Consider the following 25,599-nt stretch of genomic DNA (forward strand, 5'->3'; position numbering starts at 1 on the left):
ATGTTCTATTTTAGTACAAATACGATATTCAGATAAGAGGTAGGAGTACCAGAACCTATAACATCATAAGTTAAAATACCGCTGGCATCTATGCTTAGATTTGCAAAAACAGTTGTATCAAAATAAGTGACATAATAATAAAGATCTGTACTAGCAGGCATATACGGAATATCAGCAGGAGCACCAGCACTTCTTACCGTTACATTCACAAACTGATCGACATATTCCTGATATAAATTCTTGGTTAATCCTGTTGTGATTACGCTAGTATCAAATGTAATGGCCGGCATATAAAAGAATTTAGGCATCACGCCTGCACCCGAACTATTCTTTAAAACACCATTTACATCAGTAACAACTACTCTGTCTGTAAGTGCTCCGGTTTGTAAACCTGTTACTGCCAGTGTATTAGTAGCACTAGTGGTAATAGTTGTTGGTATTATCAAAGCTCCTCCTAATTGAACATTACCATTTGTTGCCGTTAAGCCATTATCTGCTGTAGTTAAAATGGGTATAACGGGAGTTGATGCAACTCCATTTACTGTAGAAATAAGATTACCATTTACAGCAGTTAAAGTATTTGAATTAACGATTGGTGCACCAATACTGGTAACACCATTTACTGTTACAGTTGCTGTATTGATTAATGATGTATTTGCAACTGTGGTATGAGCATTAATTAACGCGGTAATATCTAAAACTGTTGAAGCTCCATCTTCATCAACATACGTAATGGTTCCGGCGGTAACATCTTGAGAAATTGATGTCAAAGTCTCAAAATTCGGAATCATGGTAGACAAATTCAACGTATTAGCTGTTCCATCTTCGTCGTTGTAAGTCAGAATTCCCGTTGTATTATCAAAAGTTGCCGAAGTCAGGGTTTCATGTTGTTTAATCAACGTCAAAATATCTAAAACTGTCGAACTCCATCTTCATCAACATACGTAATGGTTCCGGCAGTAACATCTTGAGAAATTGATGTCAAAGTCTCAAAATTCGGAATCATGCTAGACAAATTCAATGTATTAGCTGTTCCATCTTCGTCGTTATAAATCAAAATTCCTGTTGTATTATCGAAAGTCGCCGAAGTCAATGTTTCATGTTGCTTAATTAATGCGGCAATATTCAAAACAGTCGAAACTCCTTTTTCATCAACATAAGTAATCGTTCCGGCAGTAACATCTTGAGAAATTGATGTCAAAGTCTCAAAATTCGGAATCATGCTAGACAAATTCAATGTATTAGCTGTTCCATCTTCATCATTATAAGTCAAAATTCCCGTTGTATTATCAAAAGTGGCCGAAGTCAGGGTTTCATGTTGTTTAATCAACGTCACAATATCTAAAACTGTTGAAGCTCCATCTTCATCAACATACGCAATGGTTCCTGCCGTAACATCCTGAGAAATTGATGTCAAAGTCTCAAAATTCGGAATCATGCTAGACAAATTCAATGTATTAGCTGTTCCATCTTCGTCGTTATAAGTCAAAATTCCCGTTGTATTATCAAAAGTAGCCGAAGTCAGGGTTTCATGTTGCTTAATCAACGTCGCAATATTTAAAACTGTTGAAGCTCCATCTTCATCAACATACGTAATGGTTCCGGCAGTAACATCTTGAGAAATTGATGTCAAAGTTTCAAAATTCGGAATCATGGTAGATAAATTCAATGTATTTGCTGTTCCATCTTCATCATTATAAGTCAAAATTCCTGTTATATTATCGAAAGTCGCCGAAGTCAGGGTTTCGTGTTGCTTAATTAATGCGGCAATATTCAAAATAGTCGAAACACCTTTTTCATCAACGTAAGTAATGGTTCCGGCTGTAACATTTTGAGAAATTGAAGTCAAAGTTTCGAAATTCGGAATCATGGTGGAGAGATTCAGTGTTGTAGAAACATTATGCTCATCAATATAAGTCAAAATTCCCGTTGTATTATCGAAAGTCGCCGAAGTCAGGGTTTCATGTTGCTTAATTAATGCGGCAATATTCAAAACAGTCGAAACACCTTTTTCATCAACATACATAATTGTTCCGGCTGTAACATTTTGAGAAATTGATGTCAAAGTCTCGAAATTTGGAATCATGGTGGAGAGATTCAGAGTTGTAGAAACATTATGCTCATCAATATAAGTCAAAATTCCCGTCACCGAATTAAAAGTAGCTGAGGTTAAAGTTTCATAAGTACGAACAATTTGAGCAATATTAACGGTCTCTTTAATATTTAATTCATTAGTATAGGTAATAGTTCCATCTCCATTATCTATTAAATTCGTTACATTTCCTGTAACACCCAACCGAATCCATTTATTTATATACCAATAGTAGTAACCTGGTACAATATCTGCCGCAGTTTGAGTATTAAAGACCAAAAGGCTATTTATATTACCATTTGAAATTGTGGTTGCATCTGTTGTGCTGGTTAATGCTACTCTCGGAATTAAAATCCCCTTATTGGTAGCAACAATGTCTAATTGTGAGGATGGATTTGGAGTTGATATTCCTATTCCGACTTGTGCATGCACGGTCATAAAACATAGAAATAATAAGCTGAATGAAAGTATTGTTTTTTTCATATCAATTAGAATTTAATAACACGGTTTGTAATTGATTAGTTTACTTAGAAGTAATTAAGTCTTAGGCTTTGATATAAAATAAAGAGGATAATGAAGGTTTGTAGATTTTATTCAATTGAAAGTATCAATCGATTTAAATTTATTGTTTTTACGGTAACTATAAGGCTTATAGCAGGAGGGAAAAGAATACGAAAATTCTTTAATTTTAGCAAAGTAAGGCAAAATTTAAGCGGCAGAGCGTTAAATTAAATCGACTATGTGTTTCATTTTATAAAATGAAACATCTTTTTTGAATTAAATTATTGTTTATCAGGTGTTTATTTTTTTTTGAAGTTAAAAACTAACCTTGATCAAAACATTTTTCTGAAACAGAGCTCTGAAAATTTATTGAATTAATTCTAAGCTTTTTATAATCAATAACTACTCAAATGAAAGGAATAAAAAAAGTACCTAATTATTAGGTACTTTTTATTTTGGGAATAAAGAATTTGTTTTCTCAAATTGTATTTGAAAAGTTGTTTTCTATAATATATTTTACATGGATAATAAAAGCATCTGTATTTTTAATTTCTTGTTTGATTAAAGGATTATAATCCGTTAGTTTAAACTGATGAATCAGATCCTTTTTTAAATATTTAATAATTGATTCAATACTACGAGTATCATTTTCTTGTTGTTTATTTAATTCGCGCTGTTTGCTTTCCAAATATTGCAAACTCTTTTTTAATCTCTGAATCTGTATTTCTTCCAACCTTATTGCTCTCTTAAAAATTACTAATTAACGATATCCCCGGAAGGCCATTAAACTCAAGATGCTCCAAAAACTTTTCCATTTGAATTTAAGCCATTCCAGAGTACCGTTTATTGATACTTACGCACAATTTGAGGTTTTGGTTTTGTTAAATTTTATATAATTTAAAAAAAATGTTACAAAATTCCCATGTTATTTATGTATGTTCTTGAAAATCTTATGTTTACAAAAAAAAGGGAGTAAGGAAAAAAAAGTTAAATTTTATTTTATCTAATTGATTATCAGTTATATATGACTATGTTTTGTGTTTAACTATTTTAACAAATGTTTTCTCAGTTTTAGACCTTTTAAATGTTATATTTGTTAAAGAAAATTACAAATTTAGATCTCATGCAAAACAACTTCTTAAGTGGCTTAAAAGAGCACGAAAACAAATTATTAACGATATGGTCTCAACTTCTTACAGAAAGCGGATCTGATGATGGAGCAGTAGAAGAAGAAGAGTCAAAAGAATTTGCTTCTCTTTTTTTAAGTGCATTAGCTTCATCAGATACTAATTTCCAAAATTCTTCTGAATTTGAAAAAGTAGAGGATTTAATTGTGGGAATTTCTTCTTCACGCGGAAAACGTGGTTTTTCACCAAGAGAAAATGCCCAATATCTTACTACTTTCAAGCAAGCATCTTCGCAAATTCTTTCTGAAATGATAAAGGATTCTGAACAATTATATCAGGCCAACTTGAAGTTGAACGAAATTTTGGACAATATGACCATTATGACTTTCGAAGCCTATATGAAAGGAAGAGAAGATGTAATATCGAGACAAGTAGATGAAATCAGCGAAATTTCGACTCCTGTTATTACTGTTTGGGATGGTATTGTGGCGTTGCCAATTATTGGAACGTTAGACAGTTCAAGAACACAAATTGTAATGGAGAATTTGCTACAACAAATTGTAGATACAGGAAGTTCTATCGCTATTTTGGATATTTCCGGAGTTCCTGCAGTAGATTCACTTGTAGCACAACACCTTATTAAAACAGTAAGTGCCACCCGATTAATGGGAGCTGAATGTATCATTAGCGGTATTCGTCCTGAAATTGCTCAAACTGTTGTGCATTTAGGAATCGATCTTACTGGAATTATTACGAAAGCATCTCTGGCAAGTGCGCTTAAAACCGCATTTGATATGTTACAACTTACTGTGGTTAAAAGAAAATTAGTTTAAGATTTTATTATTGATATGGAAAGAATTCCTATACTAAAAATGGGAGATTTTTTGTTAGTTACGATACAAGTAGATTTGTACGACCAACTGGCAGAAAATCTTGAATCAGATTTAATTAACACCATAAGTAAACACAGTTCAAAAGGTGTATTAATTGATATTTCAGCAGTTTCTATAATCGATTCCTTTATGGGACGTATTTTAGGAAATATAGCAGTAATGTCTAAAATTATGGATGCACAAACAGTTGTTGTAGGAATGCAGCCTGCGGTTGCTATTACACTTGTTGAACTCGGATTATCCTTAAACGGAGTTATAAGTGCCCTTAATGTTGAAAAAGGCATGGATCTACTGCACTCAAAAATGCACACCAGCGATAATGAAGAGCAGGATTATGACGACGATAACGAATAGTAAAGAAGAAGCCCTAATTGTAAAAGAACAAGATGTGGTGCCTTTACGCAACCGTGTAAAGGAGTATGGCGTAAAAATTGGCATGAGCATTTTGAATCAAACCAAATTAATTACTGCTACAAGCGAACTTGTTCGTAATCTCCTAAAATATGGCGGCGGAGGCAAAGTCATCATAGAATCGGTCAGTAATGGCCGTGATCATGGCGTACGCGTTACTTTTATCGATAACGGTCCAGGAATAGCTGATATATCATTGGCTATGAAAGACGGATACAGCACCGGAAAAAGCTTAGGCTTAGGACTTCCGGGTACTAAAAGACTTGTCAATGAATTTGATATTAAAACAGAAATCGGAAACGGGACAACCGTTACTATAACAAAATGGAAAAATGGATAATACGTTTTCCAGCTATAAAATTGACGATCGAAGTCTGATTGCTTTTATAAAAAGAGAAATACACAACCTGGCACTTAAAATAGGTTTTACACCACACAGAGCTGCTGAAACAGATATCATTGTAGCAGAGTTAACTTCTAACCTCATAAAATATGCAAATGGAGGAGAGCTGCTTTACAGAGCCAATGTAGAAGAAGGACAAAATCTAATTGAAATATACTGCCTTGATAAAGGAGTAGGATTTGAAAATTTATCCAAAATAATGAATGACGGTTATTCGTCTTCCAATACACTTGGGCACGGATTAGGTTCCATTAAAAGGCTGAGTAACGATTTTCATATCTATTCCATCAAAAACTGGGGATGTGTACAGTATATTAAAATATGTGATAAACCCGAGTTCAGTTATTCTGCTTTGCAAAGTGGTTTAAATTATGCTGCTATTGCGGTTAACTATCCTGGCGAAAAATTTTGCGGTGATGGTTTTCATATTAAACATTCAAAAAGAGGTTTTCAAATATTTTTAGGCGATGGTTTAGGCCATGGAGAAAATGCAAATGAAGCCGTGCAATTGGCTATTAAAGCTTTTAAGCAATCTATAGAATGGGAGCCGACAGAAATTCTCAGAGATATGCATTCAAAAGTAAAAAAGAGTAGGGGACTGGTGGCGACAATAGCATCTGTAGATTACAAGTCTGAAGTGTGGAGTGTTTGTGGTATTGGTAATATTAGTACCCGCATATACGAAGGCTTAGAAAATAAAACGTATACACCGTATAACGGAATTATAGGTCATAATATTCCAAGAACTTTAAATAGCACTATTGTTCCTTATAAAAAGCATCAAATTATTGTAATGCACAGTGATGGATTACGAACCAGATGGAATCTAAATGATATGAGCTCTATTATGAAGCAACATTCCGGCGTAATTGCATCTTCTATTTATAAGGAGAATATTCGTGGAACTGACGATGCATCAATTCTGGTAGGTAAAATAATGTAAGGCCAATGAAAAAGATCATAAAAATAAATCTTGATAACGAAATGGACTTAATACTAGCCCATAAGCGAAGCATGAAAATTGCCGAAATGTGCGGCATGCCTTCTTCGTTCCAGACAAGATTTTCAACGGCAGTATCTGAAATAGCGAGATGTTCTATTGCAAAAGGCAAGGATTCTGTGCTGGTGCTTTGTATTAATAGTATCAAAGCCACGCAAAAAGAAATTGTAGCTATTATTACAGATACGGTAGACTTAAAAAGCTGCAACCCGGAAGCTTTTAACTATGCTTCGAAAATCTCTGGTAATATTGAGTATAGTTTTTATGATAATCAATCTACTACAAGAATAAGTCAGCCGGTGGCGTCGCCGGGACTTCTTTCAGAAACGAAGATAAAATCGCTTATAGATTATTTTAAATATGAGCCTCCTTTGTCTCCCTACGATGAAATCAGGAAGAAAAATATTGAATTGATTGCTCTTTCTGAGAAGTTGACAGAAAGCGAAAACCGATACAGAAAATTAGCCAATACGATTCCGATTTTAATTTGTGAAGTCAATGAACGTAATAAAGTACTTCTTTATAATGAATCTGTAGTGAATTATTTAAAAGAACCACCCTCGGTTTTTGAAAAAAATAATTTGATGCATTTTGTTCATCCTGAAGATATTGAAGTAATTTTAGAAGGCTGGAACAAAGCAAAAGCAAACCGATCTTCTTTTTCCGGAGAAATCAGAATTAAGAACGATTCTGCCTACGTTTGGCACCTTGTTACCATGATTCCAAATAAATCAGAAGACGGTACTTTTAACAGCTGGCTCGTTTATTTTGTTGATATCAATGCACAAAAACTGATTGTTGAAACACTGAAAGACAATTCAGCGTTAAAAAAGATTCAGAGTGAATTAGAAAGTGCCAATTCCAAATTAGTATTTAAAAATAAAGAGCTGGAGCAGTTTGCCTATATTGCCAGTCATGATCTTCAGGAGCCGCTTCGTAAAATTATGATTATGCTTTCACGAGCGGGTCAGCATTTATCTGAAGAGCAAAAAAAGAACTATTATTTTGACCGAATTACATTATCGGCTACACGATTATCAGATCTAATTACTGATGTTCTCAATTATTCGAGAATAGACAATAAAAAGCAAATTTTTGAAGAAGTAGACCTGAATGAAATTATTGCTGAAATTTTAGGTGATTTAAGCATGATCATCGAAGAAAAAAATGCTGTAATAAATGTAGAACCACTGCCGCAGGTTTTAGGACTAAGTACACAACTGCGTCAATTGTTTTACAATTTGGTAAACAATGCCTTAAAGTTTAATACTTCGCTTCCTTCAGTAACCATTTCAGCAAAAAATAAACCTGAAGAGAACAACGAACTGGTTTTATCGGGTAATTATCATATTATTTCCATTGCAGATAATGGAATCGGAATAGAAAGTCAATACTCCGGGCGTATATTCGACATGTTTCAGCGTTTACACGAAAGAGACCAATATGGTGGCAACGGAATAGGACTTGCCTTATGCCGACGTATTATTGAAAACCATAACGGAATTATCAATTTTACCAGTAAACCCGGCGAAGGAACTATTTTCTGGATTTATTTACCAAAATAAAAGCACCTTTGAAATTTTAACCGCAAAGTTCGCAAAGATTTACGCAAAGTTCACAAAGCTATTTTCACAAAGCTTTGTGAACTTTGTGTTTTTACAGAGCAAACCTAGGTAAAATTCCTTCGTGCACTTTGTGGGTTAATTTTTTACAGTTTTAAAATCAACTTTGCGGTTAATTTTTTTCATAATCAAAATTGATATTTTTCTATCTTTATAAAATAAAATTATAATCAATGACCATTCAGCAATTAAAATATATTGTAGCCTTAGACGAAGAACGCCATTTTGCAAGAGCGGCCGAAGTTTGTATGGTAACACAACCCGGACTCACGATTCAGTTAAAAAATCTGGAAGAGGAAATCGGAATAAAGATTTTTGATCGCAATAAAGTGCCATTGACGCCTACTATATTAGGAACCGAGATTATCAATCGCGCAAAAAAAATTCTTCGCGAAGCCGATGACATTCGGGATTTTGTTGTGAATGAAAAAAATCTCCTGGAAGGGGAGATCAAAGTGGGTATTATTTCCACTTTATCGCCTTATCTGATTCCTTTGTTTATAAAAGCGATGAAAGAAGCTACTCCAAAAGTGCATTTTATTATCAGAGAATCGAATACCGGTCAATTGATGAAAGATGTAGAAACGGGAACGATTGATGTCGCTATTATGGCAACGCCTACCGGAAATGCTAATTTAATCGAACATCCTATTTTCAAAGAACCTTTTGTAGCCTATTTAAACGAACTACATCCCATGGCTGCTGAAGCTTTTTATGAATTACAGCCCGGCGATAAAACCGAATTATTGCTGTTGCATCACGAGTTTTGCTACAATGCACAGCTTTTGGATATCTGCGGTTTGAAAAATTCAGATAAAATAAAAGAACAATTTACATATGATATTAGTTCGATTGAAACCTTAAAAAATTTAGTGCGTGCACAATTAGGATTCGCGATTATTCCACAACTTTCTATTCTGAATGAAGCCGCAACGGGACTTTTTAAACCTTTTAAAGAACCCATTCCGGTAAGAGAAATTAGTCTGGTAGTTTCAGATTCGTTTTCAAAGAAATTAATTTTAGAGAAAATGAACGAAGCTATCTGGAATTGCCTTCCGGATTCGCTTAAAAAAGACTTCGCTTATCGAAAAATCCGTTGGAACGATTCGCCTTATTTTGTGAAAGAGGTGAGTAAGTTTATGTAGATTTTTTTAAACACATAGAGACATAGTTTTTCTTTGTGAATAAAGGCGTTTCACTTGTTTTAACAAACATAAGCATTGTGTTAGATTAACCGCAATATTGTCATTCCGAGGAACGAGGAATGACAAAACTGTATAAATTTAAAATAAAAAAGTCCGACTGTAAAGTCAGGCTTTCCTATTAAAGAGATGTAATTAACAATTTACAATTAATAATTTACAATTTACTAGCTGCTTCAATAATCACATTTGCAACTTTTGCTGGTTGAGAAATAAAAACCACATGGCTTCCTTTTATCTCTGTGATTTTGGTGTTAGAACGTTTGTACATCGCACGCTCAATATCAGGATTGATGCTTTTGTCTTCTGTTGCTACGATTCCGTAAGAAGGTTTGTCTCTCCAGGCCGCTTTTGTGATTGGTGTTCCGAAACCTTGTGCGTGGAAAGCACCTTGAGAAGCAAACATAAAATCAGCTTGTTCTTTGCTTAAGTCTCCTGCAAAACCAGCATGAAATTTAGCTTTATCATAATAAGCGATTCCTTTATCATCTGGAGGCAATACACCATTTTCAGGAGCAGGAGGTGCAGTTTGTAGCCATTGAATAGAGTTTTCACCATTATCAGGTTGTAAAGCCGCTACGTAAACTAATGCTGCTACTTTTGGGTGATTTCCGGCTTCTGTAATTACAGTTCCGCCCCATGAATGTCCAACTAAAACAGTTGGTCCGTCTTGTTTGTCTAAAGCTAAGTTTGTAGCGTTAACATCGTCTTGCAAAGAGCTTAATGGATTTTGAACAATCGTTACGTTATATCCTTTTTTAGTCAAAATTTGATATAAACCCTGCCATCCTGAACCGTCTGCGAAAGCGCCGTGTACTAAGACTACGTTTTTAATTTTTGGAGTGGTTTGTGCGTTTACTGTTGTTGTAAATGCTAAGCTTAGAATTAATACTGCGAATGCTAAAAAGCTTTTATATATTGTTTTCATAATTGTATATTTTAAATTTTAAATTTTAGATTGTTGTGTTGTTTTGATGTTCTTATTGTAAATTCCAATTGTCCGCAATTTTGTCATTTCGACGGAGGAGAAATCACACGCGTAATTCGACAAAGATTGGCGACATTCTGTGCGGAGTTTCTTGTGTGATTTACTTCGTCTGTTCGCTATCGCTCGAGTCTCCTCCGTCGAAATGACAAGATAACCCCTGGAATTTTGTTATTAGAAATTAGTTTAACGTTACAGCCAAAGTAATCTCAGTATTCAGTAACTTAGAAATTGGACAAATTTCTTTTGCTTTTTGAGCTGTCTGTTGAAAATCTTCTGCAGAAATCCCAGGAACTTTTCCGGTCAATTCTAATTGAATTAAAGTTATTGTTCCGTCTTCGAAAGTAACTTTTGCTACTGTATCTAAATCTTCCGGAACAAATCCTGCTTCAGAAAGTAAAAAGCTCAATTGCATGGTGAAACAGCCTGAATGTGCCGCTGCGATTAATTCTTCAGGATTAGTTCCAACACCTTGCTCAAAACGAGTTTTGAATGATAATTGTGCATTGTCTAAAGTGGTGCTTTGTGTACTGATGGTTCCTTTTCCTTCCATTCCTGTACCTTTCCAATTTGCGTTTGCTCTTCTTGTAAATTTCATGATTTCTATTTTTTAAAGTTGTTTTAATTATTTCAAATCAATTGTTTGATTTTGATGAGACAAATTTATGGCGATAGTTGTTATTAATCAAATTAATAATTTTTGAATATCATTAAATTGATTTATAATGATTGGATTTAAAGGGAATAATCGATGAAACGGATTTAAAAAAATTTACAAGAGTAGAATAGAATATAGAATATAGAAGTTAGAATAAGGAATAATTATCATATACTAATAACCAATAACTCATAACTCATAACCCATAACTCATAAAAAGATTTAATCTACTATTTTGATAGGTTAATAAAAGTTTTGATGATTTATGAGGTGAAATCAAAAATAACTCTTTAAATTTGCAACCACAATGAGAAATAAGAGCCAGAATATGAAGAATTATTATAACAGCAATAAAATGATGTGCTGTAATACTATAATGATTGTATGGGCTTCTATATAAAATAATACTATTTTTTCGAAAAGCCTTTCATGAATATTTGAAAGGCTTTTTTGTTTTTAAACTAAAATTAAAGAATGATTGAATTAAAAAACGTTAGCAAAACTTTTCATCAGAAAGACCGAATTGTTACGGCTTTATCCGATGTTTCGCTTAAGGTTCCGCCAGGGAAAATTTTTGGTGTAATTGGAACTTCGGGAGCAGGAAAAAGTACTTTAATCAGATGCGTTAATTTACTGGAAAGACCAACCTCGGGAGAGATTATTGTGAATGGAAAATCCCTGAGACAATTATCAAATGCCCAGTTGGCTATTGAAAGAAGACAAATAGGAATGATTTTTCAGCATTTTAATTTACTTTCTTCGAGAACCGTATTTGATAATGTCGCTTTTCCGTTGGAATTAGCCGGAACTTCAAAAGCAACAATTAAAGAAAGAGTTTTAGAATTGCTTCAATTGGTTGGTTTAACTGAAAAAGCATATGATTATCCGGCAAGTCTTTCGGGCGGACAAAAACAAAGAGTGGCCATTGCCAGAACCTTGGCCAATAATCCAAAAGTTTTATTGTGTGACGAAGCAACAAGCGCGCTTGATCCCGCAACGACAAGATCGATTCTGAATTTACTGAAAGATATCAACCGCCGACTTAACATTACGATTTTATTGATTACACACCAGATGGAAGTGGTTAAATCAATTTGTGATGAAGTAGCCGTAATTAGTCACGGAAAATTAATAGAGCAGGGAAGTGTAGGCGAAATTTTTGCCGATCCAAAACACGAACTGACAAGGGAATTTATTGCCTCTTCTTTGCATTTGGATATTCCTGCCGTTTATCTGGAAAGATTACAAAAGGAAGAGAGCGAAAATTTAAATCCGCTATTAAGACTTGAAATGACAGGAAAGTCCGTAAATGAGCCCGTAATATCAGAAGTTTCTCGATTATTTGATACTAATTTTAAAATAATTAGTGCCCAAATGGATCAGGCTGGCGATGTTAATTTTGGAATTATGCTGATCGAGTTATCCGGTAAACGAGAAAACTACAAAGCTGCAATTGAATTTTTTATATCAAAACATATTAAAACAGAAATCATAGGTTATGTCTGAATCCATTATTGAATTATTATTAAAAGGAACCTGGGAAACGATCATCATGACATTTTTGTCTGGCTTTTTTGGTTTTCTGCTAGGACTTCCAACAGGTATTTTGCTTTTCCTTACCCGAAAAAATCAAATATTAGAACAACCCGTTTTAAACAGAATTTTATCTGTTTTGGTGAATATTTTCCGTTCTATACCCTTCATTATATTAATCGTCTGGATGATTCCGTTTACGCGTGCGATTGTCGGAACCTCTATTGGTGTTAGTGCAGCATTGGTTCCGTTAAGTATTGGGGCAGCACCGTTTATTGCACGATTGGTAGAAAATAGCCTTTTAAGCTTGCCTTCAGGATTAATTGAAGCCGCAAGAGCTTTAGGCGCAACACCGTTTCAAATTGTGTATAAAGTATTATTGCCGGAAGCTTTGCCTTCTTTGATCAATGCAGCATCCATTACTTTAATTACACTTGTGGGTTACTCTGCAATGGGTGGAGCAGTAGGAGCAGGCGGTTTAGGACAAGTGGGCTATCAGTACGGTTATATTGGTTATGATGCTGTAACCATGAATTCGGTATTAGCTTTATTGGTGATTCTGGTATTCCTTATTCAGTTTGCCGGCGACACTTTATCAAAACGATTTGACCACAGGTAGTTTAGTCGAAAGTCAGAAAGTCAGAAAGTCGGAAAGTCGAAAGTCGAAAGTCGAAAGTCAAAAATTAATAAAAAATATTAGAATGAAGAATAAAATAAATTTTCTAAAAACTGCCGGAATTATTGCCTTATCACTTGTTGTAGCCAATTGCGGAAAAAGTAAAAACAATGATCCACACTACATTAAAGTGGGTGTAGCTTCAGGGCCGGAATTAAAAGTGGCAGAAGCTGCTAAAAAAGTAGCCAAAGAAAAATACGGACTTGAAGTAGAGTTGGTTTCTTTTAACGATTATGTAATTCCAAACGAGGCTTTGAGTCAGGGCGATATCGATGCCAATGCTTTTCAGCACAAACCTTATTTGGACGAGCAGTCGAAACAACGCGGTTACAAATTAGCCATTATTGGAAAAACATTTGTTTATCCGATTGCGGCCTATTCTAAAAAAATAAAAAGCCTTTCTGAATTGAAAAACGAAAGCACGATCATTATTCCGAATGATCCAACAAACGGAGGACGTTCGTTACTACTTTTAGAAAAAAACGGTTTATTGAAACTGCGTGCCGGAGTAGGTTTGTTGCCTAAGGTAACAGATATTATAAGTAATCCTAAAAACCTAAAAATATTAGAATTAGAAGCGCCTCAATTGCCTCGTGCTTTAGACGATCAAAATGTTTCGATTGCGATTATCAACAACACTTTTGCTTCTCAGGCGGGTTTGGTTCCGGCGCGTGATGCCTTGTTTGTAGAAGATAAAGATTCTCCATACGTAAATCTGGTAGTAAGCCGTGAAGACAATAAAAATGAGGAAAAGGTAAAACAGTTTCTTCAGGCCTTTCAATCTGCGGAAGTTGAGCAGGCAGCGATTCGCGAGTTTAAAGGAGGGGCTGTAAAGGGTTGGTAGTTGTAGATTTTTTGAAAGTCGTTCTGAAAAGTTTACTCGATTTATATATAAAACAAAACCTTAAAAGACGGTACTTTAGAGTATTGTCTTTTAAGGGTTTGCTTTTGATTGGTTTTAAGTAAAACTTAGTTTAAAGTTGAGATTTTGATGAGTTTTTGTTTTCAAATTTGGCTTAAAGTCAATAGACTTTTGCATAGGGATCAAAAAGAACACTTAGAAGAGCAGTTTTTTTATCTTTTACATTTCCTAATTTGATATTTTGTCTAAAATGGTAATCATTTCGGCCCCATGTTTTAGTATTTCATCTTCAAACCATAAATTATAATTCATCATTGCTTTTTGTTTCAAACTATCGATAGAATATTTATAGTGTTCTTTTTTAGCTGTTGGTAAATTGTTGCTCAACTTGGAATTTTTACTTCTACTAATAAGGCATAAATTGCCAAAATTATTTAAAATATTTTCGGTTAATCTAATTTGACCGTCTAATGGATTTTGAGGATAATAATGTTCTACTGAACTACGAAATGCAAATTCAAATTTATCATCACCATCATATTTTTGTAGCCATAACAAATAGTCTAATCTGTTAAAGACAAAGTTTTCAACTTCTGTTCCTTGATGAAGCTTGTTTTTATTCACTATTGAATTACTAGATTTACCACCGTTTTTAAATATTATTTCGTCATAATCAATAGGTATTTCTGCTATAAATCTGTCAAAATAATATGCATCACTCAACTTTTCTAAATAAGAGATATAACTGCTGGCACTTATAGAGTTATAATTGACAAATAGATAATTTAATGCCGCATTTAGCCAATATTTATAAACTAAAGTTGGTGCGGAAACATGGAACATAGCTAAAAGCATTAAAGTTTTTTTATTGACTGTAGAATTTTCTTCTTCACCAAAACTATTTACATAAGAACCTCTATTTTCAGAATTCCATTTCAATCTTTTTAAACTCCAACCATCCGTTTCTTTTACAAATGCCCTTTTTAAAATGAATTTATCAAAAAGAAAACGGCATTTAAGCAAATTGAATCCAAAGTCTTTTACAAATTGTGCTTTATTTGTTTGACTATTCATTACGACTTCAAAAGTCTTTAATAATCTTTTGTCATCTAAAGGAATGTCAAGTTTTAGATTGTCATCAAAGTTATCATCACTATATAATTGAACTCTTAACACATGTAATAAAAAGTTAGAAAAATTAATTACCGAATTAAATCTATCTGGACTATCATCGGTAAACTCATCTTTATATACATATTTTTTTTTGTCATTAATAATATCCTCTAATAATAAAGAATTATTTGATTCTTGTGTTGAATTAGCCTTTGCATTTCTATCATTTCTAACTTTATTAATTTTTTCAGAAAAAGAGTCAAATGCATTTACTGTTAAATCATTCCAGTCTTCCTTACCAAATATTTCATTTCTTTCTTCAATACGTAAACTGTATTGAACATATTTTTCCATATTGGAGCAAGCTTCCCAAATCATATTAAAAGCCAATTTGCCTTCATCATCATTTTTTAGTTCACTTAAGCAATTTGCTTTGAGAACTTCATGTTTTTCAAGTTGTTCACCACGACTGTTCATTATTTCAAAATAATGATTCAAATTAGTGTCTTCTGGAACAGCAACTCTTAAAATAGTAACATATTGGTATAGGTAATTACAAAACTCATGAATCGATAATTCGGATTTATCTTTTAATAAATGATTTAGCTTTTTTTTGCAGTAGTTATAAGCATGCCCAATTGACGTGTTATAGGAGTCATAGTTGTTTTTATTGTTATTAAAAATAGCCTTAAGTGTATTATCAGAAACAGGTCTGCTGTCAAACTGTAAATTAAGTTTAACCCAAGACTCTAAATCCAGTTTGATATCTTGTCCAAATTCATATTTTAATGTGCTCAACAATATATTTAAAGTGGTAAGTCTTTGTTGACCATCAATAGTCTCATAGATATGACCTTCCTCAGTTTTTCGTTTAAAAACTACTAAAGTTCCTATATAATAATTGCTGCCTTTATTTTTAATTGCAAAATCCCAGATATCCTGAATCAATTGGGTAACTTGGTCTTCTTGCCAAGCATAATTCCTTTGGTAAATTGGGATTGTATATTTATCGCCACTAAATAACGTTTTAATATTTAAAGTGGTTAATTCGTTAGTTTCGCTCATCTAAATATTTGTATTTTTTAAACAAATCAATAATAATGGGATCATTTTTAAAGGCCAATTTATCTACCATTCTGAGTTCCTTGTTGTAAACTTCTGCTGGGTGAACTGCCTCTCTAATTTTCTTGAAGAAATTGAAATTTGGCATTATAGCTTTATTATCTACAGAAGCTAATTGAACCGCCTGAAGTTCTAAACGAATGGAATATGACCATATGAAAAACTTAATCAAAGCTTTATCTATGTTATAAGTTCCAAAACGATCCAAATAATACAATAAACAACAATCAAATAAATTACGGATGTATTGATTTCCGACTCTTCCTTTACCGTCATAAGTGCCCAGTGTAATTAACAAATTATTGTTTGCATAGTCGTCATAATCTAAAAGAAACGAAATACTTTGAATTCTTTCTTTTTCAGTTTTATTATACAGCCAATGTAATGCTTCTATTTTTTTGACTATTTTGTGGTAATGAATTACCATTTCAAAAAAACGTTTACCGTTAACAATTATTTGGTCTAACTGAAAAGGATATTCTCTTTTTTGTAAATCAATATTACGTTCCAAATTAGAATTGTATTTTTCTGTGTAAAAGTGATTGATTCTATAGGCATATTCAAAAGGGAAATTTTCGGTATGGTCAAAACTAATTCCTTTGAAAAGGTTTACCTCGTTTTTTGTAAAATACCTTGCACTTTTCCCTTTAGACCAATTGCGAATTCTAAATAAATAATTATCAAACAAGTGGGCTAATTTTTCGGCATCCAGATTTTCCCATTCTGCTACTGTTGCCATTTTTTCTGCTTCTGTTGCTGTTGCCATTTCTCTTAAATGAAAAGCCTTTAAAAGATCATGAGGATCTAAATCTTTTCCTCTTGCATTTTGAGAGTCAAAAAATTGAAATGCTTCTGATATATCATAAAGGGTAATGCTCACCATTTGACATTTTGTAAAGAAAAAATCTATTTCTTTTTGACCAAAAGAATCCACTCTTCGAACAATTTCTTTGTAGTTAGCAGATAAGTTGTGTTTCGAAATATCATTTTCAAATTCTAATTTAAGTAATGATAATTGCTCCACATTGTTTATTTTTTTATTCCCTGCAAAATATTTAGTTGTAAGTTCTTCCTTGTTTTTAAATAACGCGTAGCTTATTAACGTTAGCGTTAACATTCTTTGCTGTCCATCAACAATATCAAGGCTATTATTATCCTGATGTAATACAATGGTGCCTATTCTATAGGAAGATTTGTTTTTGTGTAACAAAATATCATCAATAAGTTGATGTACATTTTTGGGAGTCCATTTGTAAGGTCTTTGATATTCGGGAATAGACAAGTCCATTGAAAACAATAGCTTATCTATGGATAGAATGTTGGTTTTAATTTTATTATTCATTGAATTTTATTCTGAAATAATAAATAGCTGATTAAATGAATCTATAGAGATTAAATATCTTGAATTCTCTTTTTTTTTGCAATAAAATATAATGAGCAATCTGATGTTCAATATTATCAATAATTGAACTTTTATTTCCAGAGTATTGCACTTTAAATTTATTATTTACAAAATCTTTTTTGGTTTTATTTAATTTATAGATTTCATCACCCACGTGTGTACTTACATTAGTAAGAGCATATACTATGGCTTGATTGTTTAGTTTATATTTTAAAACATCATCCTCGTTGGTAAGTTGAAAATATGTTATTAGTTCCATAATTTGTCAGTTTTTTAATTTGTTGCTTCTACTATATCTTATTATAACTGGATTATAATTATTTTGTCAATCTGATTGTGTTGTCTTCAATTTGTTCAAAAAGATATGCATACTTCCCTTTTGATTTAGTTGATCTTAGCATTACTTGTTTTGCTAAATCAATTCCTCCTTTTCGATCTGGATACAACTTTCTTTTTTCGATATATTCGGCAATTTTCTCAAAAGTAGCTGTGAAATTTTCGTTATCAATGTTTATTAAAGCAATAACAATTGCCTCATGTAGTGTTAAGAGGTTTTTTATTTTTAATGTCTCGTATTATGCTTAATTGTAAAAATCAATCTCAAATCCTTCATTAAGGTATTGTAGCTATTACAAAACACATTCAAATATCCCAATAACTTTCAAATTTTCAAGTTCATCATCCACCAATTCAATATCATTGTATTCAATATTAAAAGAAAGAGGTTTTAAAGTAATTGATTGATGACTCCACTCATCATTTGCAATATTTTTTGTACTGTGATATTCTTTCACCGTATAGCCTGAACCAAAATCAGCATCTTGAATATTCGTACTTTCTACTAACACTATTTTTCCATTTCTTGAACCGCCAAAATCTTTTTTAAACAAACAGTAGGAGCCGTTGGGGATTATTTTATTCATGGATTCACCTTCAATTTTGCATACAAAATATCCTTCTTTTACTGCAATATCGAAAGGCAATTCAATCCAGTCAAAATCAGAGTGTATTTGTAAATCACTGAAGTTACCTGCGGCAGCGGTAATGTCAACTAAAGGAACAGAATTAACATAAGGCTTTACTTCTGCAAATGGTAGTATTCTAAAAGGGATTTCATTTTTAAAAGTTTCAATATTATCCTTTAAATAATTTCTTAGACCTTCGTTGCAAGCATAAATAAATGTTCCTTTAATTCCTCTGTACATTATTGTTTTGTAAATATTGATAATGTAAGCTCTTAAATCTTCTTTATTACTTATTCCATTTTTACCGTTTTTGTCGAAGTACTTACTTCGATCAATAACTATTTCGCCTGTTTTTTTATCATAGTCAATTTCCCTTCCAAATATTACTCCGGTATAATTCAAATCATAGCCTTGAACAGTATGAATGGAACCAACTTCATTGAAAGCATTAGGTGAATTTACCCAATCTTTTTCAGTCTGATTCCACTGAAATTGTAAACCATCAATTTCAATATCTATAGCTTTCTTATCAGTTTTTGATGTCCATGGCCACGAGTATCCAGCTACCAATCGACTCAAACCATGAGCCTTTTCTCTTTTGCCAAGTTCAGCATACAAGTCATTTAATGAATCAAAATTTATTAATTCATAATTTTCAATTTTAAAAAAATCAGTCGTTTTTCTTTTAGTATGAAGTAATTCGTCTACGAAAGAAATGTAGTTATTTCCTCCCTTAACTCGCATCTGTGAAATCAATTGAAGATTTAGAGTATTAACATCATTCAAAAGCCTGTCAAAATGATTTTCGTCAATGTCAGAAGGTTTTACTGATTGTGCGGAATCATAAAAGAAAATTTGGTTTTTACTATTAGCTAATATCCAGTCCAATTCATTTCCTGTATCATCTAAGCCTAGTTTTTGATTATTCTTTTTAAAAGCTCCCATCCAACCAATATTCTTGTATTGTCTCAATCGATGGGCTTCGTCCACGATCAACAAATCATATTTTTCTTTTAAATTAAATGTTTCAGATGGATTAATAATCATAGAAGGTTTCAAGCCAGGTATTTTTCTGAAAACATTTTTTAATGATTCTCTTAAAGAAGTCATTGCGATAACCAAACCGATTTTAGCATTTGGATATTTTGATTGAAAAGATCTTATGTAGTTTATTTCTCTTAATTCATCATCATTGAATTCCTCCAAACCTGATTCCGAAACATCAGAATACAACAACTTTATTAAGTAAGTAGCAAGTATAGTTTTACCTGTTCCTGCACTTCCTTTGATAAAAATTCTATTCGATTCTTTTATGCATAAACCATTTAAAATTTCAAGCACTGAATTGTATTGATCTTCATTTAAAGCTTTATATGGTGAATATTTAAAAAGTTCAGAATTTTCAATTTCAGCGAGAGATTTGCTTACAATTTTCTTTTCAATTAGTTTATTCCATATTTCTTTGAAAAGATCCTTGTATAAATCTTGTTGGTAGTAGTTGTGGTTGATTAATCCGTAATTTCCATTTTGAAGCTGATAGGTACCTTCAGAAGTTATGTATTGTATTAAATTAGATTCGATATCTAAAGTTGCAGATTTATTGAATTTGTCACTCCCGATAATCGAAATTTTATTTAGAACACTAGACTTTTGTGGATTGCTGAGATGATTTTTAATTCTGCTGTATGCATTGGTAGATTCACCCACATAAGCAATACGTTGTGTTTCGTTTTGAATAAAATATACTAATGGCCATTGGTTTTTTACCCATGGATTTTGTTCTATTCTAGATAAGGAATTTTTATTAAAATCATATTGTTCAGAAACCTCAATTGACAGTCCAAATGATAAACTCATAGTTCGTTATATTTCTTCGCTGTCCCTTTAGCCTTATCAACTGGATATTTTTGATCATTCTTTTTAATCTTCTCTGAAACGATATCAAAAACATCTAAATTATGTTTTTCGGCAAGTAAGAAAGTAAAGGAAAGTATGTCAGCAATTTCTTCTTTTAGGCGTTCTTTATTGATATTTTCTACTTCATCATCTTTTTTCCATAAAAAAAGTTCATTTAATTCAGCTGCTTCAAGTGAAATAGCCAACGCTAAATTTTTTGAGTCATGAAATTGTTCCCAGTCTCTATCATTTCTAAATTGAATTAATTCTTTGATGATTTTGTTGTACTTATCCATAACATTTGTTTTGTATCAAATTAATTAAAAAATAATCATTAATCAAAGCATTAATACTATTTTAGGTAATTTCCTGCCAACTTTTTTGTCTAAAAAATCTTTTTTGTGATTATGTTATTTATCTAATGTGATTTTGTCATATAAATAAACTTATTTAACATTGGAGGCGGAAAGTTTGTTGGTGCCAGCATCAATTAATATAATATTATCTTGTTTAGCTAAGTTTAGCTCGTCTAGAATTTTATTTACTCTCATAAGTTCTGGATTATCAAAGTATAATATTACTTTGATACTCTTTTTACTATTATTTGCTTTTTCGTAAATTTCAACTTGATTTCGAAGATTCATTTTTAATTTTGAATTTGTCGCTAATTTAAACTCTATTAAAGTTTTATTTTTAGATCCTTTTGATACAGCAAAGTCAACAGGACCTCTTCCATTATTTACTTCACGATTGACATCGTAAGGGGATGAAAACCAAGTGAGTCTATATATTACTTGTATGTCGGATTCTCTTTTTAAAGGCATTCCTTTGTGATAAAATAATCTATAGCCATCCTTGTTTTCTATTACATCTTTCATGAACATAACTCTTTTTAAAGATTCTATGTATGAAGATTCAGGTTCTATTTTATAAAACTCGGTTTGTTGTATAAGTTGAGAGATAAGTTGCGTTACGTTTTCTTTGAATACTTGTATAACGTCTAAAACTTTTTCTTTAGAAATTTCTTTAGCCCCTTCTTTATTTTGTTCCTTAATTTTGATATAGTAATTTAGTATGTCAGGGAATTCTGAAATGGTCTTGTCAACGGCTTCAAAGATTTCTTTTTGATTTGGTGCTTTTAATTGTTGATTTTTGCCCTTTCCGGTAATTATTGGAGCGGGAAGCTTTGATTTAAAATAACTATCTATTTCACTTCGTAATTGATCATTGGGAATTGTGCTACATATATGAACGAATTTCCCTCTTAAATCATGTATATTGATCCAGTTATCATCTTTTGAAAGTAAATCTATTGGTGATAATATAACAAAATCATTATTATGGAACGGTAAGTTAAACTGTTTAGACATCCATTTTTCTAATTTGTAATCGAAGTATACTTTATTGACATTTATTACTTTTGTTTGTGATTTATCAAGAAATTTATTTGCGAAAGTTTGAGAATATTCCAATAAAAAAGATTTAATAAGATTACAGGTAAAGTCACTTATATTGTCGCTGCCAACTCCTAGTTCAAATAAACACACTTTTTCTATATGAGTGGAATTTGTTACTGTTTCATTATTTAAATCACTGTAAACATTATGCATGTTTTCTGACATCGCTAAAGCAAATTTTTCGCCAAGACCACTTCCTCCATTTCCAGTTACACTATAGCCTAACCAATTTTGCTTGACCTCTGAAAATTTGTACCAAGATTTTCGCTGTGCCGGAGTGATATTCCCACGCTCAGATTTATTTTTTAGAAATGTCAAATACTTTAAAATACCTTCGTGTAATTCAATATACTTTTCATCTTTACTACTAAATAAAAGAAAAGGATCAATGAATAATGGAAGATCATTAATTAATGAAATATTTAGAGCTCCGTAAGAGTCTAATGTTTCTTCGCTTACATTAAAGAAGTCTGTAAAATATATCATAAGATCTTTGTTTTTGCAATTATTGAATTATTTTTCTAGTTAGAGTATTTTCAAGATCAAATCTGTCTAGATGCCTTTAAGCAATGATTAAAAAATCATGAGATTAAGAATTTTTCTTAAGTTTATTTTATTTTCTTTAATACAGTTAATAATTTTGGAATTTTATCAACTTGCGTTTCAGTCCAAAAAGTATAGTTTAAAATTTTGTCATTATCATAACTATTTAATTTTATACTAATTCTTCTGGTTTTTTCATTAACAAAATAATACATTGTCATTTCTTTTGCCTTAAAAATAAATTCTGAAGATTTGTCTTTAAGTTTTAAGTCAAGGTTTGGGATAACATTATCTTCTACAAAATTTATAAACTCTTCAATTTCTTCGATTCCAATCCAAGCAGTTTTGTAGACCTCAGGATTTTTAATATACATATCTATTTGTAAAGCATTTACTTTGGTCCCTGCTTTTAAATCAATTACTTCTTTAGGATAAAAATTAACAGATTCTCCGATTCCAGATTTAAATTCAGCGGTGGTATTCCAATCTTTATTAATTCTAGTAAATTGAGCTTTATCAATAAATAATCTTGTTGTAGATTCCACATTTTCTTTTTGTGAATGCGAAATTATAGAGAATAGAATTAATGTAATTGTAAGTAAGTTTTTCATGATTGAGAATTGTTTTCTAAAATTTTTATTAGAAACAAATGTTATCAATTAATAATCAACCATTTACGGAAAACCATAACTGACTAAAATTTATTCTTAACAAGTGTAACAATAAATAAAAAAGAGACAATGCGTATTTATACGTGTTTATTAAAATGAATAACGAATAAAACTACTATGAAAAAGAGTTCTCTAGCCCCGATGGGAGAGAAAATCCTTTTGTGTTGGGGTTCACAACAAAAGATTACTTCACTATAAGTTTATTTTAATCGGAGTTCAGTGAACTTCGTTTGGAAGGAACAGCGGGAAACAGCTCCTAAAAAAAACGAGACCCTCTCTAAAGAAAATCTCGTTTTTTATAATTTTTTAATCTTCAATAATACTCAGAATCGTCTTCGGGATTTCGGCGAAAGCCTCAAAAGAGTAAGGTTTTATGAGATAACCTTTTACGCCTAGTACATCGCATTTTTGTTTGTACGACGGGTTTATGCTGGTAGAGTAGACAAAGCAGGGAATTTGCTGATCTAATATTGCTTTTATCTAAGAACTAAAAATTCCAATATAAATGAATGGATAAAAAACATTAAAAATGTTATAGATATTATTTTTCTCATTAGAATTTTAATTTGCATGTATCTGTGTAATAGAAAAAAATGCTATAAACTAGATGGAACTTAATTTTTAATAAATTAGTTATTTAGGAATTAATTGTTTTTCTACCATTTACTTTTAATCCAATTAATTGAAAATACGTTCTCTGATTTTTCTTCAATTACGATAGATTTATTTTTTATTTTTTTGAACTTGTTTCTAATTAAAGTGTAGCATTTTATATTTTTTCCGTAAGCCCAATTTATATAATCCAATTTACCATCGTTATTAAAATCTCCAAAACAATCGGGAGTAAATGACATTTGTTCATCAAAAAAATAGGGTTTAATATTCCTTTTATTACTTACATCAAATAGAATAATATAATATGTCAAATTTGATGTGGGTATAGTTGAATCCCAAAAAAAGAGTGAAATATAGTTTTTTGAGTTTAATGAAAAGCTATAACCAGATGCATAATTTAATCGTAATGGCTCTTCATTTTTTAGTGTTTCCTTATTATAAAATAGATTGTCTATACAGTATTTTTTATCAAATAAAAAAATACTATCTCTAAAATAAAAAGGTGGCATTGGATTATTATAAGTAAATCTTTTAAATTTTAGCGTATTAAATTTTGAGATTTCCAGTAACAAAAAATCTGACTCCTGTTGTCTTTTTCGTTGACTACCTTGTGTTAGTAGCAATGAATCAGAGAATTGAATATATTTTACTTTTTTCTCATGTAAACGTTTATATATTTTTTCTACAGAAGTATTATTCCCTTGTGAATAAACACAAATAGAACTTACAAGTAAGATTAAAAACAGGGCTTTATTATTCATGATTTTAAAAATATGTTGTTTACACTTATTACCTAGCTAATAAACTTTATTTATAAGATTCTTTAAAAACCCACTCACTTCTGAAAACCCTTTTATTAATTATTTCGATATGTTTTCCATTCAATAAAACATCAAAATCATTATTATCAGCATCAATTTTTATCTGAATTTGATTATCGCCGTTATCTTCATTTTTAAAGTTTTCATTGGTTTTTTGCCAATCAAAAAAAGCCCTTCCTTCGTATTTTTCGCCTGTGCCGGTTTCCCAGAAAAAAGTGATCAATCGTGGTATCGCTCTTTCTCTTGTTACAGGATGCAATGATATTGGTCGAACCGCATTTTCGAACTCCGCATTAAAATATTCTGTCAAAACATCAAAAAGCTTGAATTTTGGGTTTTTAGAACTTATTGCTGGTTTCCAAACGTATTTTATACGGTAATTATCCCATTTTTCGGGGCTGGCATCAGGAATTAATCTCGTTTCTCTTATTTCTTTTCGATTCGCAGACCAAGAAGCAAACAATTTCTCTTCCAATGCTTTATCGTCTTTCACCACTTTTGCCTGATAGCGCCCCAGCTCTTTTTGCGAAGCGCCATAGCGTAGCCAGACCACCACCATGCCTTTTGGCGCAAAGCCAAAAACGAGATCCCTAAACTCTGTATAGGCGCCATATTGGTTGTCTTTTCGCTCATAAACATATTCCTTTAACGGTTCTTCATTGTTTAAATCTTCATTCGTAGCATAAAACCTTTTTGTCAGGTCTTTCATTGTTTCTACAGGAAAATCGACATTCAAATGATAAAATGTGTCTTCGTAGTTAGCATAATAGGTAATATCAGCCCCTATTGGGGTACCATACTGTTCTGTCCATCGCGCATGGGCATATCCCCATTCACCAGAAGATCCCCCGAAGGGAAATGAGGCAGAGACTCCCTCTAGGGTTCTTATACTATCATAAACAGGTTCTATTCTATACTTATCCTTCGGATGGCACATTTCTACATGAAATTGCGGTAAGTCTTTTTTCATTTGGCAGCTTGTTAAGTTTGTAAATAAAACGGTAATCAGTAAATAATGCAGTAGTATTT

Annotated in this window: 22 protein-coding genes; 9 read left to right on the forward strand and 13 right to left on the reverse strand. The window is 32.0% G+C overall.

Going from position 1 to position 25,599, the window contains the following annotated elements:
• Positions 1-5: 5 nt before the first annotated feature.
• Positions 6-899 (reverse strand): hypothetical protein, encoded by an 894-nt coding sequence (locus AC1RRN_RS03485; protein ID WP_492965970.1) that lies wholly within the window; start codon positions 897-899, stop codon positions 6-8.
• An 11-nt stretch (positions 900-910) separates the two neighbouring features.
• A complete protein-coding gene (locus AC1RRN_RS03490; protein WP_492965971.1) occupies positions 911-2,575 on the reverse strand; it encodes a phage tail-like protein in 1,665 nt (554 codons plus the stop codon).
• A 1,141-nt stretch (positions 2,576-3,716) separates the two neighbouring features.
• Here AC1RRN_RS03490 and AC1RRN_RS03495 point away from each other — a divergent pair.
• The 6 genes from AC1RRN_RS03495 (at position 3,717) to AC1RRN_RS03520 (ending at position 9,194) form a co-directional block, all read left to right on the forward strand.
• Positions 3,717-4,553 (forward strand): STAS domain-containing protein, encoded by an 837-nt coding sequence (locus AC1RRN_RS03495; protein ID WP_492965972.1) that lies wholly within the window; start codon positions 3,717-3,719, stop codon positions 4,551-4,553.
• Between the two features lie 39 nt (positions 4,554-4,592).
• Complete coding sequence (locus tag AC1RRN_RS03500) at positions 4,593-4,967, forward strand: STAS domain-containing protein (protein WP_492965973.1); 375 nt, start codon at positions 4,593-4,595, stop codon at positions 4,965-4,967.
• Complete coding sequence (locus AC1RRN_RS03505; RefSeq protein ID WP_492965974.1) at positions 4,948-5,364, forward strand: anti-sigma regulatory factor; 417 nt, start codon at positions 4,948-4,950, stop codon at positions 5,362-5,364. The genes AC1RRN_RS03500 and AC1RRN_RS03505 overlap by 20 nt, the downstream gene beginning before the upstream one ends.
• Complete coding sequence (locus AC1RRN_RS03510) at positions 5,357-6,370, forward strand: ATP-binding protein (RefSeq protein WP_492965975.1); 1,014 nt, start codon at positions 5,357-5,359, stop codon at positions 6,368-6,370. The genes AC1RRN_RS03505 and AC1RRN_RS03510 overlap by 8 nt, the downstream gene beginning before the upstream one ends.
• A gap of 5 nt (positions 6,371-6,375) precedes the next feature.
• On the forward strand, positions 6,376-7,992 hold the full coding sequence (locus tag AC1RRN_RS03515; RefSeq protein ID WP_492965976.1) for a PAS domain-containing sensor histidine kinase: 1,617 nt from the start codon (positions 6,376-6,378) through the stop codon (positions 7,990-7,992).
• A 230-nt stretch (positions 7,993-8,222) separates the two neighbouring features.
• A complete protein-coding gene (locus tag AC1RRN_RS03520; protein WP_492965977.1) occupies positions 8,223-9,194 on the forward strand; it encodes a hydrogen peroxide-inducible genes activator in 972 nt (323 codons plus the stop codon).
• Positions 9,195-9,408: 214 nt separating this feature from the next.
• Here AC1RRN_RS03520 and AC1RRN_RS03525 read toward each other — a convergent pair whose 3' ends face one another.
• Both AC1RRN_RS03525 and AC1RRN_RS03530 read right to left on the reverse strand, forming a co-directional pair.
• On the reverse strand, positions 9,409-10,179 hold the full coding sequence (locus AC1RRN_RS03525) for an alpha/beta hydrolase (RefSeq protein WP_492965978.1): 771 nt from the start codon (positions 10,177-10,179) through the stop codon (positions 9,409-9,411).
• Between the two features lie 238 nt (positions 10,180-10,417).
• Entirely contained in the window at positions 10,418-10,834 is a 417-nt protein-coding gene (locus AC1RRN_RS03530) for an OsmC family protein (RefSeq protein WP_492965979.1), read from the reverse strand.
• Between the two features lie 534 nt (positions 10,835-11,368).
• Here AC1RRN_RS03530 and metN point away from each other — a divergent pair.
• The 3 genes from metN to metQ all read left to right on the forward strand — a co-directional run bounded on the left by metN (position 11,369) and on the right by metQ (position 13,947).
• Positions 11,369-12,400 (forward strand): methionine ABC transporter ATP-binding protein MetN, encoded by a 1,032-nt coding sequence (gene metN, locus AC1RRN_RS03535; protein ID WP_492965980.1) that lies wholly within the window; start codon positions 11,369-11,371, stop codon positions 12,398-12,400.
• A complete protein-coding gene (locus tag AC1RRN_RS03540) occupies positions 12,393-13,046 on the forward strand; it encodes a methionine ABC transporter permease MetI (protein ID WP_492965981.1) in 654 nt (217 codons plus the stop codon). Before metN ends, AC1RRN_RS03540 begins: the two co-directional genes overlap by 8 nt.
• An 82-nt stretch (positions 13,047-13,128) precedes the next feature.
• The gene (gene metQ, locus AC1RRN_RS03545; protein ID WP_492965982.1) at positions 13,129-13,947 is read left to right on the forward strand and encodes a methionine ABC transporter substrate-binding lipoprotein MetQ; all 819 of its coding nucleotides are present in this window, start codon (positions 13,129-13,131) and stop codon (positions 13,945-13,947) included.
• A gap of 246 nt (positions 13,948-14,193) precedes the next feature.
• Here the strand turns inward: metQ and AC1RRN_RS03550 are convergent, their stop codons facing one another.
• From AC1RRN_RS03550 to AC1RRN_RS03590, 9 genes are all read right to left on the reverse strand, one after another.
• A complete protein-coding gene (locus tag AC1RRN_RS03550) occupies positions 14,194-16,143 on the reverse strand; it encodes a DUF262 domain-containing protein (RefSeq protein ID WP_492965983.1) in 1,950 nt (649 codons plus the stop codon).
• Entirely contained in the window at positions 16,130-17,542 is a 1,413-nt protein-coding gene (locus AC1RRN_RS03555; protein WP_492965984.1) for a DUF262 domain-containing protein, read from the reverse strand. The genes AC1RRN_RS03550 and AC1RRN_RS03555 overlap by 14 nt, the downstream gene beginning before the upstream one ends.
• A 31-nt stretch (positions 17,543-17,573) precedes the next feature.
• A complete protein-coding gene (locus AC1RRN_RS03560; RefSeq protein ID WP_492965985.1) occupies positions 17,574-17,861 on the reverse strand; it encodes a hypothetical protein in 288 nt (95 codons plus the stop codon).
• Positions 17,862-18,231: 370 nt separating this feature from the next.
• Positions 18,232-20,424 (reverse strand): DNA/RNA helicase domain-containing protein, encoded by a 2,193-nt coding sequence (locus tag AC1RRN_RS03565; RefSeq protein ID WP_492965986.1) that lies wholly within the window; start codon positions 20,422-20,424, stop codon positions 18,232-18,234.
• Positions 20,421-20,759, reverse strand: a complete 339-nt coding sequence (locus tag AC1RRN_RS03570; RefSeq protein WP_492965987.1) for a nucleotide pyrophosphohydrolase — start codon at positions 20,757-20,759, stop codon at positions 20,421-20,423. The genes AC1RRN_RS03565 and AC1RRN_RS03570 overlap by 4 nt, the downstream gene beginning before the upstream one ends.
• Before the next feature lie 150 nt (positions 20,760-20,909).
• Positions 20,910-22,406 (reverse strand): DUF8370 family protein, encoded by a 1,497-nt coding sequence (locus tag AC1RRN_RS03575; protein WP_492965988.1) that lies wholly within the window; start codon positions 22,404-22,406, stop codon positions 20,910-20,912.
• 122 nt (positions 22,407-22,528) lie between these two features.
• Complete coding sequence (locus AC1RRN_RS03580) at positions 22,529-23,074, reverse strand: hypothetical protein (RefSeq protein ID WP_492965989.1); 546 nt, start codon at positions 23,072-23,074, stop codon at positions 22,529-22,531.
• A gap of 716 nt (positions 23,075-23,790) precedes the next feature.
• Positions 23,791-24,510, reverse strand: coding sequence for a hypothetical protein (locus AC1RRN_RS03585; protein WP_492965990.1), 720 nt, complete (start codon positions 24,508-24,510; stop codon positions 23,791-23,793).
• A 46-nt stretch (positions 24,511-24,556) separates the two neighbouring features.
• Complete coding sequence (locus tag AC1RRN_RS03590; protein ID WP_492965991.1) at positions 24,557-25,540, reverse strand: DUF2931 family protein; 984 nt, start codon at positions 25,538-25,540, stop codon at positions 24,557-24,559.
• Between the last annotated feature and the right edge of the window lie 59 nt (positions 25,541-25,599).

The organism is Flavobacterium sp. GW821-FHT11G01 (genome assembly GCF_058808175.1).

Coding starts and splice junctions, on each gene's coding strand:
- AC1RRN_RS03560 (WP_492965985.1), bottom strand. CDS start 17,861: ATGGAACTAATAACATATTTTCAACTTACCAACGAGGATGATGTTTTA.
- AC1RRN_RS03575 (WP_492965988.1), bottom strand. CDS start 22,406: ATGATATATTTTACAGACTTCTTTAATGTAAGCGAAGAAACATTAGAC.
- AC1RRN_RS03565 (WP_492965986.1), bottom strand. CDS start 20,424: ATGAGTTTATCATTTGGACTGTCAATTGAGGTTTCTGAACAATATGAT.
- AC1RRN_RS03585 (WP_492965990.1), bottom strand. CDS start 24,510: ATGAATAATAAAGCCCTGTTTTTAATCTTACTTGTAAGTTCTATTTGT.
- AC1RRN_RS03550 (WP_492965983.1), bottom strand. CDS start 16,143: ATGAGCGAAACTAACGAATTAACCACTTTAAATATTAAAACGTTATTT.
- AC1RRN_RS03525 (WP_492965978.1), bottom strand. CDS start 10,179: ATGAAAACAATATATAAAAGCTTTTTAGCATTCGCAGTATTAATTCTA.
- AC1RRN_RS03505 (WP_492965974.1), top strand. CDS start 4,948: ATGACGACGATAACGAATAGTAAAGAAGAAGCCCTAATTGTAAAAGAA.
- AC1RRN_RS03500 (WP_492965973.1), top strand. CDS start 4,593: ATGGGAGATTTTTTGTTAGTTACGATACAAGTAGATTTGTACGACCAA.
- AC1RRN_RS03555 (WP_492965984.1), bottom strand. CDS start 17,542: ATGAATAATAAAATTAAAACCAACATTCTATCCATAGATAAGCTATTG.
- AC1RRN_RS03580 (WP_492965989.1), bottom strand. CDS start 23,074: ATGAAAAACTTACTTACAATTACATTAATTCTATTCTCTATAATTTCG.
- AC1RRN_RS03530 (WP_492965979.1), bottom strand. CDS start 10,834: ATGAAATTTACAAGAAGAGCAAACGCAAATTGGAAAGGTACAGGAATG.
- AC1RRN_RS03540 (WP_492965981.1), top strand. CDS start 12,393: ATGTCTGAATCCATTATTGAATTATTATTAAAAGGAACCTGGGAAACG.
- metQ (WP_492965982.1), top strand. CDS start 13,129: ATGAAGAATAAAATAAATTTTCTAAAAACTGCCGGAATTATTGCCTTA.
- metN (WP_492965980.1), top strand. CDS start 11,369: ATGATTGAATTAAAAAACGTTAGCAAAACTTTTCATCAGAAAGACCGA.
- AC1RRN_RS03515 (WP_492965976.1), top strand. CDS start 6,376: ATGAAAAAGATCATAAAAATAAATCTTGATAACGAAATGGACTTAATA.
- AC1RRN_RS03490 (WP_492965971.1), bottom strand. CDS start 2,575: ATGAAAAAAACAATACTTTCATTCAGCTTATTATTTCTATGTTTTATG.
- AC1RRN_RS03495 (WP_492965972.1), top strand. CDS start 3,717: ATGCAAAACAACTTCTTAAGTGGCTTAAAAGAGCACGAAAACAAATTA.
- AC1RRN_RS03520 (WP_492965977.1), top strand. CDS start 8,223: ATGACCATTCAGCAATTAAAATATATTGTAGCCTTAGACGAAGAACGC.
- AC1RRN_RS03590 (WP_492965991.1), bottom strand. CDS start 25,540: ATGAAAAAAGACTTACCGCAATTTCATGTAGAAATGTGCCATCCGAAG.
- AC1RRN_RS03510 (WP_492965975.1), top strand. CDS start 5,357: ATGGATAATACGTTTTCCAGCTATAAAATTGACGATCGAAGTCTGATT.
- AC1RRN_RS03570 (WP_492965987.1), bottom strand. CDS start 20,759: ATGGATAAGTACAACAAAATCATCAAAGAATTAATTCAATTTAGAAAT.